Source organism: Psychrobacter sp. DAB_AL62B, from assembly GCF_028895345.1.
In the GTDB taxonomy this organism is placed as follows: Bacteria; Pseudomonadota; Gammaproteobacteria; order Pseudomonadales; family Moraxellaceae; genus Psychrobacter.
Genome location: NZ_SAXC01000006.1, coordinates 165551 through 177721, shown reverse-complemented (window position 1 = coordinate 177721; position 12171 = coordinate 165551). Strand labels below are relative to the sequence as shown.

The 12171-nt window shown below is 43.0% G+C and carries 9 protein-coding genes and 1 pseudogene; 3 read left to right on the top strand and 7 right to left on the bottom strand.

The window, feature by feature from the left end; translation table 11 throughout:
• A pseudogene (locus EPB74_RS09700) lies at positions 1–115 on the top strand (IS5/IS1182 family transposase); the annotation flags it as partial.
• Between the two features lie 9 nt (positions 116–124).
• On the opposite strand, the gene EPB74_RS09695 reads toward EPB74_RS09700, so the two are convergent.
• On the bottom strand, positions 125–688 hold the full coding sequence (locus EPB74_RS09695; RefSeq protein WP_079692624.1) for an NUDIX hydrolase: 564 nt from the start codon (positions 686–688) through the stop codon (positions 125–127).
• A 347-nt stretch (positions 689–1035) separates the two neighbouring features.
• Entirely contained in the window at positions 1036–1551 is a 516-nt protein-coding gene (locus tag EPB74_RS09690) for an HPP family protein (protein WP_274903992.1), read from the bottom strand.
• A gap of 197 nt (positions 1552–1748) precedes the next feature.
• On the opposite strand from EPB74_RS09690, the gene EPB74_RS09685 reads away from it, so the two are divergent.
• Positions 1749–2486: an NUDIX hydrolase gene (locus tag EPB74_RS09685; protein ID WP_274903991.1), complete on the top strand. Its 738-nt coding sequence runs from the start codon at positions 1749–1751 to the stop codon at positions 2484–2486.
• 239 nt (positions 2487–2725) lie between these two features.
• Here EPB74_RS09685 and EPB74_RS09680 read toward each other — a convergent pair whose 3' ends face one another.
• From EPB74_RS09680 to nhaA, 3 genes are all read right to left on the bottom strand, one after another.
• Positions 2726–4111 (bottom strand): oxygenase MpaB family protein, encoded by a 1386-nt coding sequence (locus EPB74_RS09680; protein ID WP_342462771.1) that lies wholly within the window; start codon positions 4109–4111, stop codon positions 2726–2728.
• A gap of 83 nt (positions 4112–4194) precedes the next feature.
• Complete coding sequence (locus EPB74_RS09675; protein ID WP_274903989.1) at positions 4195–4791, bottom strand: DUF2799 domain-containing protein; 597 nt, start codon at positions 4789–4791, stop codon at positions 4195–4197.
• Between the two features lie 53 nt (positions 4792–4844).
• Positions 4845–6047 (bottom strand): Na+/H+ antiporter NhaA, encoded by a 1203-nt coding sequence (gene nhaA / locus EPB74_RS09670; protein WP_089554558.1) that lies wholly within the window; start codon positions 6045–6047, stop codon positions 4845–4847.
• A 506-nt stretch (positions 6048–6553) separates the two neighbouring features.
• On the opposite strand from nhaA, the gene EPB74_RS09665 reads away from it, so the two are divergent.
• Positions 6554–7309 carry a TSUP family transporter gene (locus tag EPB74_RS09665; protein WP_274903988.1) on the top strand — a complete coding sequence of 252 codons (756 nt, stop codon included), beginning with the start codon at positions 6554–6556 and terminating at the stop codon, positions 7307–7309.
• Between the two features lie 104 nt (positions 7310–7413).
• On the opposite strand, the gene EPB74_RS09660 is transcribed toward EPB74_RS09665, so the two are convergent.
• Together EPB74_RS09660 and EPB74_RS09655 are read right to left on the bottom strand one after the other, a co-directional pair.
• Positions 7414–8787, bottom strand: coding sequence for a dicarboxylate/amino acid:cation symporter (locus EPB74_RS09660; protein WP_079692617.1), 1374 nt, complete (start codon positions 8785–8787; stop codon positions 7414–7416).
• 400 nt (positions 8788–9187) lie between these two features.
• Positions 9188–12115: an acyl-CoA dehydrogenase gene (locus EPB74_RS09655; protein ID WP_274903987.1), complete on the bottom strand. Its 2928-nt coding sequence runs from the start codon at positions 12113–12115 to the stop codon at positions 9188–9190.
• Between the last annotated feature and the right edge of the window lie 56 nt (positions 12116–12171).

The following is a 12171-nucleotide window of genomic DNA, read 5'->3' as shown; positions in this document are numbered from 1 at the left end:
GTTTGCAAGACTCAAGCATTTCCGCAGCATCGCTACTCGCTATGAGAAGTTGGCTCGTAATTTTAAGTCTATGCTTTACCTAGCGTGTACTATTATTCATTGCAAAATGAATTGAGGACACGCCCTAGTAACGCTTGATGGCTTGGTCTTTGCCAATATAGTCTTGATGGATTGGGAATTTATCCTGGCTATCAAATTGCTGACGGTCTGCAAAATAGCTCTTTAAGGTGCGACGTACTGCTTCAAAGGCAAGCTTATCCCACGGGATGTCTTCTTCTTTGAATAATGCACAATCAAGACTTTCAGAGCCAATACCATAAGCACCGTCTTTTAGTTCAGTGATATAGATACTATAAATTTGCCCAATATCAGGAATGTCATATAAGCAATATAATTGTGGATTGAGGACAACTGCTTCAGCTTCTTCAAAGCTCTCACGTGCAGCGCCTTCCGCCATCGTTTCTCCATTTTCCATAAAACCAGCGGGTAGCGTCCATAAACCGTACTGTGGCTCAATGGCACGGCGACATAGTAGTACTCTGTTTTTATGGACGACGAGTGAGCCACAAATCACTTTTGGGTTTTCATAGTGAATATAGTGGCAATTTGGACAGACCAAACGCGGTATATTATCCGTGGCTGGTATTTTGCGTTCTGCTTTATGACCGCATTGTAGACAATATTGCATATCAGCTGCCTTATATAGTGAGAAATACGAGTAATGAGAAAAAAGGTTTTGGTTGTTATAAGCGTTATAATTATTGCTTTATGACGATAGCCTATTAGGTTTTTATCTGCTAATAGTGTTTAAAGCTAAGATAACACAAATTCTCATCGCACTGGCAGTGATAATAAAAACAGCTCGTTTTTGATGGGTTAATTTTTAAGGCTTGTTAATTTCTGATGTTTTTGACCTCAGATTATTTGGCTTTTTGCTGATGACTGCTTTATACCAGCCATGTCAGTCACACAAAGTATAGGCGGTCATAGCTAGAGTGCGCTAGTCTAGACGAAGGGCAACTGTTGTATGTATATTTACCAATAGCGGGGATAATGTCTGTTTCTACCGATATTATTATAAATTAATGCAACAACGACCAAGGCAAGTGCACCTACTAAAGTAGGGGTAACTAAGAAATGCCACTTAACGCCGCCGAGCATCACGATTAATGGATTAGAGCCAGCAGGTGGGTGTGGCACTCGCAGCAATAACATCAAGGCAATTGCCGTACCGACCGCCAGTGCCAAGCTCCACCACTCAATCCCAAATAAAGACATAAAGGATAAGCCAGTAAAAGTGGTAATTAGATGACCGCCAACAATGTTTCTTGGCTGGGCAAATGGACTTTCTGGATAAGCGAAAATAAGCAAGCAGCTGGCACCGAATGAGCCCAAAATCATAGCGACATTTTGCCAATTACCAAGTAATGCGAGTACGGCAGTTGCAAATGTCCCGCCAACCCAAGCAAGTGCAATGATTAATAATGGCAACCTTTGCGGGCAATTATCAGTTTTGCCCTGCATTTTATTTAATGAAAAAATCTTATCCACTAGCGTTTCCTAAATAATATATGAATGACACAGTTGAGCAATTGATGGTTGATAGCAGTTTTTATAATGTGGCTGATTGCTACAGTACAATGATAAAAAACTATATATGTATAGTGCTATTTCATTTTATATCGCTGTTAGTTTTCGTTGATGCTAATACTGACGCGTGATACTGATAAAAATACAAGGCAATAATAATGTTAAACCTTTCGCAGTTTGCACGTTTTGATGAGTTGTCAGTCGCTGTGCCAGACTTTATTCGTTATCCCACCATCAGAAAGCTAGCTGAACGGGTGCAGCATGAGACTTTAAATGCCGCCGCCAGTTCGGTGCTGTACGACCCTTATAATACCTCTCGTAGCGCGCGTGTTTTAAATAGCCTATATCAGACACCCATTGCTGATGCTTCGATATTGGTGGCTATCACCCACGAACGCCATCCTAAGTTATTACTCACACGCCGCGCTGCGCATATGAATAGTCATGCTGGTGAGGTTTCTTGTGCTGGTGGTAAGTATGAAACAGGCGATGGTAATAACGTCGTCACAGCCTTACGGGAAGCCTGCGAAGAGACCGCGCTACCGCCCAATAAAGTGCAGCTGCTCGGGCAATTGCCAATCCAAACGTCCAAAAGCGGCATGAGTGTCCGACCTATTGTGGCGCTTATCGCTCCAGATTTAGTGTTAGTACCTGAACTTGGAGAAATCTCACGCATTTTTTGGGCGGATTTTGAAACCTTACTGACTCAGCCCACCGTAGAATATTCGATAGAATATATGATGCAAGATCAAACGGCGACCATCCTCACGCCAAGCTGGCAAGTGGATGGTGAGACGGTATGGGGTCTAACAGGACGCGTCATTGCTAGCTTGTTGGAAACAGGCTTTGATCGGCAGCTTGAATGGTATTACCGCATACAAGAGTCACGGTTATAGAGGTTATCGGCTGATAGCCTTTTAGCTGTAAATACTAGCAATCATTAAAAACCACGATCAAACACGTCTTTTGTGGATTTATTATAGTTATTGTAGACGTCATTGATAATGGCTTAATATATTCTATTTAGTAATAATAATATTCTTAAGTTATCTCTTTTGGTAATGGTTTATAGCGGCTACTGGCTTACTGTCTTCTGCTCATTGCTCTTCATTTATAATTATTCGTTTATATTTCTTTATTTGTAATAGTCATCGTTTTTCTTTAGCCACCAATTCATATTGTCTTGGCGCTTAGCGCGGAATGCTTCTAGCTTATCTGCAATGGTGCTATTGTGCTGGCGTGCGGTATCAAGCGCAAACAGAATTGGTACTGAAGATAAGACCCCAAAACGTATTTTTGATTTTGGTAAATCCAGCCCATCGCCAATATCATCACCGACCAAGGTACGGGTCACACTGGCGTTGACCATCTCAACGAAGCGCCCGCGACGATTGTCCTCACCCATGAGTTGACGCGGCAAATCATGTAACGCTTTTGCCAGTGGTTGGCCCATTTTAAAATCAAGCTGCTGAATGGATAAATAGGTATAGAGCCACTCCCAACAGGCGGCTTCATCTTTTGGTAAGCGATCTAGGTCAACGCCCATCCAATAGCTGGCAAGATTCCAAAGATGCAAAATACCTTCGGCTTCCTCCTTGCTAATACGGGCACCAAGTAATCTTAATCCGCGCATAATCAACAATGAGAACTGCAAATGGGTAGCAATCATGTCGGTTTGATTGATAGGAATACCCCAATAAGCGGTGTTCCAACTACCATCAGGGTTGTGATGTTGATCGGCATTTGCTATCACGCTGGTGGCTGCCTTTGCTTTACCTTTAAGCAGATTTTGCCGTACCAAGGTATGAATTTGACGTACTTTGATGGATTGCCGCCAGCCTTCAGAGCCAATGGCTAGCACTTGGTCGATAGAATGAAGGCTATTGTGCGAGGTAGTGTTTAAGGTAGATTCTAATTGTGGATGTTCAGAGACCGCCAAGATATAAGCATAAGTACGCATCAAGCGCGGTAGGGCATCGTGCATCAATGCGCCGGTTTGTATCAGTGGTAGTGACAGAGCAGGGATACTATAGCCTGCCATCAGGGCGACATTACGCAGTAGCCAAATCAACATTAGCGGATAACGTCGATAGGCAACGGCACCAATCTGGGCAAGCTTGGGGTCGAACCAATCAGGATGACGGCTAAATTGCTCGGTTAATGCGTTAAATGAGGGATGATTTGTGAGAACATGGTTTCCGAGGGCAGGGTCTGTTTTTCCATCGATAATACGTTGCTGTAATGGTTTTGCAAAGCGAACACCATCAGCCGCTAGAGCATCTGCTAGGGGATCGCCAATATCGTAACCGGCGACCATCTCATCTAATAATTTCTGCGAGATAACAAAGTCTTTTGGCAATAAGTAACGTTTGATTCGCTTTAATACTTGCAGATCGCTATGGTCATCAATTGCTGTCGTGCGACCATGACGTTGATAAATATTAGCTGTTTGATGAGGGTTACTACTCTGTCTATACAGGGTATTCGTGTTATTTTCTTTAGCCATATCGATTGAATCCATATGTATCAACTGCTCTGTATCAAGTGCTCATTATAAATATAACAAGCCCTTATAATCAGGTTTTGTACACTTGTTAGCGAAATTTAATCACTACTCATTTGATTTAATGCGTTTAGTTTTTTTTGAGTATTATTGATACGACGATTAATATCCCGGAGTTCTGTTGGTAAAGATATTAATCGAGCACGGGCTTCTTTTTCTGTCTCAAAGTCTAGCATTTCACCGTCTTTCAGTTTATCAAACTCTAGTTTGCGCGCTTCTAAAAGCCGTTTGTCCTTATCTAATTGACTATCTAGGGTATAGTAATCTAAGCCTTGTTGATTGGCGATTTGTAAGGTATTTACCATAGTAATAGGGCAGACATTATTTAATTTGCGTCCGCGGCGACCGACATTATAGGCGCTAGTGACCGTGCAATATTGCTTGAGCCCTAGTTGACGACCGCGCTCCCATAGCTGATAGTTGGGGGTTATACTAACTTTGGCACAAGCTTTAGTATGTGACGCTAATCGGTCTGCGGCATAACCCGCCACGCCATCGTTATAGCCAATCACTTGCCAGTCGCCGACCATACATTCTTGCTTAGATAAGGTGGCACAAGCTGACAACATATAGATACTACCTAGGATGACTAAGCGTGGCGTCCATTGCCACCCAAGTTGCAGACTAAATTGCCACATTACCTACTCCCATCATCAACATTGACCAATACTTGCACTAAAAGCTGCTTAGCTTATTTATGATGCGTTAAGTCCACAGATGTATTACTGACTTCATCTTTTAAGGTGGCTTTGAGCATCAGGTAACCGGCAATACCAGAAACGATTGAGCCCATAATAATTCCCAAACGCTCATCGAATAGTGGCGTATCACCAGCAAATGCGAGGCCACCGATAAACAAACTCATGGTAAAACCCACACCGCATAGCAATGCTGCGCCATAGATTTGCTTAAAGTTCATGCCTCTTGGCATGGTAGAAATACCCAGTTTAAAGATTAACCAGCACATGATCATGACGCCCAATTGCTTACCGATAAAGAGACCGGCGGCAATACCCAGTGGCACCGAATGAAACAGCTCAGCAAAACCTGCTCCTTTGAACGAGATACCCGCATTGGCAAAGGCAAATAATGGCAGAATACCGTAAGACACCGTGTTTTGCAGATCATGTTCAAGCTCTTCAAGCGGTGAGTGTTCAGGGTCAGTGCGATCAAATAAGGGGATAAATAACGCCAATACCACGCCTGCTAGAGTGGCATGAATACCTGATTTGAGCACGGCAATCCACATGATAACGCCAATAAGTAAATATGGCGTGATACTAGTGACGTTACGGCGATTGAGTAGATATAAGAATGGCAGACACAAAGCTGCGACAGCCAGTGAGCCGAGAGATAAATCGCTGGTATAAAATAAAGCGATAATTATAATGGCGCCAATATCGTCAAAAATAGCAATAGATACTAAAAATACCTTTAGCGAGTTGGGTACGCGATTGCCAAGTAAGCTTAAGATACCGAGGGCAAAGGCAATGTCGGTTGCAGCAGGAATGGCCCAACCTTTCCAAAACTCAGGCTCATTATAGTTAAAGAGTAGGTAGACAATGGCCGGCATCATCATACCGCCGAGTGCTGCTCCTGCGGGTAAGATAATTTGCTTAACGTTAGAGAGTTCACCAATTAACACTTCACGCTTAAGCTCAAGACCCACTAAGAAAAAGAAAACAGCCATTAGCCCGTCATTAATCCAATGATGCGCATCTTTCGCAATCGCAAAACCACCAATCTGAATGGCAACGGGCGCATGAATAAAGGATTCATACCAAGTATTAAGAGACGTATTAGCAATAATCATTGCCGCGATAGCTGCCAGCGCTAAAACAATGCCGCCCGACGCCTCGAGGTTGAAAAACGCTCTAACTCTTTGTATTGCCATATTATCCTCATTAACTAAATAAAACGTACTAAATCATTCAAGAAATTCAAGTGCCTATTTCGCTTTTTTCTACCGCATTGCTATGTACTGTCATAAATAACAATGCGGCAAATAGGTAGCCCTAGTTTCTCACAATATTAGCAATATAGACAATTAAATACGTTAAACCTATTTCTGCTTCTTCCTTGAAGACTGAATGTTTATAAGAAAAAATACCTACAAAAAAACATTTTGATGCGAAAAAACCTCATACGACAAATCTAGCAGACTTTGCTAGGTTTTTGGCTTTTTTTACGCTTTTATCTTTATAATGAGCGGCTTTAAACAATTACTAGTATCAGACTTGGCTATTATTGAAATAACCTTTATTAAAAAAGCGCTTATAAAAATAGCAATTGTCAAAATAGCGCTTATCAAAACATTCACCACTTAATTGGTCATCATATTCTCAGCCTAATATTCTAAGGCTTACTTCTCTTATATCATAAATTTTAAAGGTCAGTGTCATGGACTTATCGCTTTCTATTGAGGTTATTTTAATGTTGACGGCCGTGGCCGCGCTGGCAGGTTTCATCGATGCCATTGCTGGTGGCGGTGGTTTATTGACGATTCCCGCCATGCTGCTTGCCAATATTCCGCCTGTGCTGACATTGGGCACCAATAAGCTACAAGCGGCTTCAGGCGCGTTGGCTGCGTCCATTACTATGATTAGAAAGGGCGTGGTAAAACCCAAAAATATAAAAACAGCAATTATTGCCGCTTTTATTGGTTCTATCTTTGGGTCAATTGCCGTACAGTTATCACCGCCGGATTTACTAGAGAAGCTCATTCCATTTTTGATTGCCGCGATTGGTATTTATACATTATTCGCTCCCAAACTTGGTGAAGTGGAAGCTGCACCACGAATCTCAGAGGGCGCTTGGCAAAAAGTGGCTGCCCCCTTGATTGGCTTCTATGATGGTTATATGGGACCGGGAACCGGCATGTTTTTTGCGCTTGGAAATGTGGCGCTGCGCGGTCGAAAAATTATCGAAGCGACAGGCGCGGCAAAGGTGCTGAATTTATCTACCAATATTGGCTCGTTAATATTTTTTATCTTGGGCGGTAATGTCTTATGGAAAGTGGGGCTGGCGATGATGGTCGGGCAGACGATAGGGGCTTATTTCGGCTCACATATGGTGGTTAAAGGTGGTAGTAAACTTATTCGCCCAATGATTGTATTGGTATGTCTGGCGATGCTCACTAAGTATGTGCTTGGTTAATTGATGGCAATCCTAAAATTTCATTAGCCGTGTAAAACAATAAACCTCAGTCCAATGGGCTGAGGTTTATTTTTATCTTATGCATATGGCTTTATCAATCACAGTTAGCCACGCTTAATATCATCATATTCGCTGCCTATGATGCCATCGTGAAAGACTGCTGATAATTCACGCTCGCTGTCTGCATCGATATGGCCATCAAACATCTCTTTCGCACCCGCATCAGGATCGTTATAAATAGCCAAATCCATCTCACCTTCTGACTTTGCAACGATTACTGTAACGGCTGCGTCGCCACCAACGTTCACTGCCGTACGCAACATATCAAGAATACGGTCAACCCCTAAAATCAGACCAATACCTTCAATAGGGAGACCGACTTGGGCAAATACCATCGATAACATAATCAGACCCACACCCGGCACGCCTGCGGTACCGATAGAGGCGAGCACTGACATCAAGATAACGGTCAGGTATCCGGTGATTCCTAATTGAACACCATACAGATTGGCGATAAAGATAGTCGCCGTACCTTGCATGATTGCTGTGCCGTCCATATTGATGGTCGCACCAAATGGAATGGTAAAGGAAGCCACTGAGTTATTAACGCCCATGCGCTTGGTGACCGTGCGTAGGGTGATTGGAATCGTGGCGTTCGAGCTTGAGGTACTAAAGGCAAAGATTTGTACTTCGCGCATTTTTGCCAAAAAAGTTCTAATCGACAAACCTGAAGTCAGCTTAAGTATTACCATCATGGTGACAAAAAAGTGAAAGAAGAGTGCACCAACCAAGACAGCGACATAACCTAGTAGTGACCAGATAAGATCTAATCCCAGCTCTGCCATCGCTTTGGTTAACAGCGCAAAGACACCATACGGCGCTAAATTCATAATGATGGTCACCATTTTTAAGATGACTTCATTAATAAGCTCTAAGCTTTGTACCAAACCTTTTGCAGGCTTACCCACCATTAAAATACTAATACCGATTAACATCGCAAAAAAGATAATCGATAGCATATCGCCATTTGCCATCGCGCTGATGGGGTTGGAGGGGATAATATTAGAGAAGACATCAAGGAGGGGAGGCGCTGACTCTGCTTCGAAAACCGACTTGGTTTCGATTTGCATGCCCTTACCAATACCAAATAGTGAACCAAGCCCGATAGCAGTAGTAATCGCTAGTGCTGTGGTCACCATATAGATGAAAAATGTTTTGCCACCAATACGTCCCAATAGACGAATATCACCGATACCGCACACGCCGCAGATAAGCGAAATCAAAACTAATGGCACAACGAGCATTTTGAGCGAGTTAACAAATAGCTTACCGATGATGGCAAAAAAACCATTGGTAACATAAGTATTAACGAAGCTACCTTCGGCGTTCATGCCAGAATAGTTTATAACTAAACCCAGGATAATACCCAGAACCATGGCAACAATAATCTTGCCCGTTAGACCCATATTTTTCCACATAAACTCTACCCTTGGTATCTGTCACGCACAGAAATAGATGCGATATCGCAATCAATATGAGTGCAATATCGCTTGTACTATGACTTTTATGACATCTATTAATTTGTTACCTGACCATCAAGTCAGATTTTGGGGACAATATAAAAGAATTGTTGGGGATACTGCAAGAATTTTTTATGATTTAAATAACGTGACATTATGGGCAGGTTATGTTCGAGCTTTTCTATCCGTCAAAAATTTATATAAAATTGAGTGAATTAAGAGGTGTTGAATAAATATTGAAAAGTAATGTGAGCGTTTAAATAAAAAAGCGAGATGACTCTGATGAGAGCATCTCGCTTACTTAAATGACTACAATTAAATGAATGTAATTAAATGAATATGGCTAGACTAATCATGGTTAGACATTGTCGTTTTTATCACGGCGCAAACCATCTTTCCATGTAGGGTCACTACTCTCTGTTTGTTGTGCATTATCGGCTTTTAAACTATCTGGTTTAGCAGAGTTATTGTCTAGGCGATGATTGTAGCTCATGCGCTCGCTTAGGTGTGATTCAGCATCACGGTGACGAGGGTCGAGTGCTTGTACTTCAGGGTTTGACTCATTGAAGTTTGTTTGTCCGCGAGTTTCCTCGACTGTATCTTGTTCATTGACCATCTTTACGTCACCATTACTTTCATAGCCATGGTCAGGATTGGTATCTCCCGTCGGTTGTTCGACATCTGTCACTGGCGCCACATGATCAGGCATCTGCTCGATATTATCCGTAGGTAAACCATGCTTTAGCTGCGCATTATTTTTCAATTGCGCATCGTTTTTTAGTTGTGCATAGTCTGTCAGCTTATGCACGGCATTTTCTAAACTGTGCGGATTATCACGTTCTTGAGCTTTAGATAAATGCATATCAAATACATCGGTCAATAATGAATCATAGCGTACCGCATTATAGGTTATCAGCTGCTCCGCCTCTTCTTCAGTAATGTCACCGTTTTGACTGGCGTAGACCACATGGTCTTCAAAGGTTAAACCTTCAAAGCTGTCTTTATGTTCTGCTTTTTTAAACTTCTGCCATAAAGGTTCAACTTCGAGCAGCATTTGATAGGCATGCTCCATACGTCCAGTCACATCGTCTGGCTCAGTATTGTAATAAACCATGGTTTTGAGGTAGTCGCGGAAGGGGTTGGCTGCAAAATCATCCATAAAGGTATCGCCCAATTTGCGTTTCAGCTCATCGCTTACTGGCGCAAAGATACGACCACTTGGGAAAGTCACAAAGCTGACCACACTGGCCGCCATGCGATTAGGGAAGTTGGCAAATAAAGCAATAAACGCCTCTTGAATGGTATAAAAGCTATTTTTTAATGCCACTTCAGCGTGCAAGCGTTCGGCTGCTGATTTGCTGCCATATTCATAAAATTGTAAAATCGCTGTACAGATAAATAGGTGGGCATGGATATCTGCCAAGCGACCAGAGAGCATCTCTTTACGTTTTAAATCACCAGCGAGCAAACCTAATGCCATATCTGCTGTTAAAGCAAAACCTGCGCTTAAGCGGTTAATGTTCTTGTAATAAGGACGGGTAAAGCTATCGGCGAAACTTGGCGCATGATTGCTACCACCGACATAACCTGCCACAAATGCTTTTGCCCCGCGATTAAAGGTATAACCTAGATGTTTAAAGAATAGAGTATCGAACTGCTTGAGCGCGCCTTCTTTATCTTCACTTTGCAACAGTTGCAATTCATCGAATAGATAAGGGTGGCAACGCATCGCCCCTTGACCAAAGATCATCAATGAGCGCGTTAATATATTGGCACCCTCAACGGTAATAGATACAGGAATCGCTTGGTAAGGAATCGCTAAAAAGTTACGAGGTCCCATTTGCACTGCGCGACCACCAACAACATCCATACCGTCATTGATTACCTCGCGCATGGTTTCAGTCGCATAGTATTTTGCCATTGCTGTCATAACCGATGGTGTGCCACCTTGGTTTAGACCACAGGTGACCAAATGACGAAAGGCTTCTAACATATAAGTGTTACTGGCCATACGGCTAGTGGCATCTTGCACGCCTTCGAATTTACCGACGGAGATTTTAAATTGTTCACGAACTTTGGCAAAAGCACCAACAGTTAAGTAGGTCATTTCACTGGCTGAAGTTGATAAAGCTGGCAACGAAATACCGCGCCCAACACCCAAACATTCCATCAGCATACGCCAACCGCGTCCGGCATTTTCAACGCCACCGATAATATAATCTAACGGTATAAAGACATCGTTACCATCGACGGTACCATTCATAAAGGGTGAGCCGATTGGGTTGTGACGGGGGCCTATAATCACCCCTTCATGGTTAGCAGGCACTAACGCACAAGTAATACCATAATCCGTTTTTTCTAGATTACCAAGCAGACCTTCTGGGTCATGCATTTTAAAGGCCAAACCAACGACCGTGGCGATAGGTGCCAATGTAATCCAGCGCTTAGAGAAATTCATACGCAGGCCGAGCACTTGCTCGCCTTCATGCAACCCATAACAAACCACACCGGTATCAGGGATGGCGCCTGCGTCAGAGCCAGCTTCTGGACCAGTCAAACCAAAGCAGGGGACTTCATCACCTTTAGCCAAACCCGGTAACCAGCGCTGTTTTTGTTCATCAGTCCCGTAGTGCATCAACAGCTCACCAGGACCGAGCGAGTTCGGTACCATACAGGTCACTGCGGCGGTCGGTGAGCGCGAAGCGATTTTACTCATCACGCGACTTTGGGCATAAGAGCTAAACTCTAAACCACCATATTCTTTCGGTATGATTAATCCCAAAAAGCCATTGGCTTTGATAAACAGCCACGCCTCTGGTGACAGCTCTTTATCTTCATGGTGGATTTGCCACTCATCGAGCATCATACATAGCGCTTCTACTTCATTATCAATAAAGCTTTGTTCTTCTGCTGATAATTGAGGATAAGGGTATTCAGCAAAGGTATTCCAATCTGGCGCACCCATAAATAGCTCTTTTTCCCACCAGCTGGTACCAGCATCAAGGGCTTCACGCTCCGTATCACTCATACTGGGCATCGCACCGCCCAAGGTTTTATAAACGGGTTTGGTGATCAGTGTTTGACGAATAGGAGCGCTGAGTAGGACTAAACAAAGTAGCGCTAGCGGTATGCCTAAAATAAGCGACCATGGACTGATAAAGGCCGTGACAAGGACGGTGATCAGGGCAACAACACTGCCAGTGACACGTGATAAAGACAACAAAAAGATGGCCAACACCATGGCTAATTGAATGATTACTGCCAAAATAAATAAGCCAATGGCCATGACTGCCTCCTTTATAACGCCAAATCAACAGCGTAAAAAATGTAAGTGAATAGGAA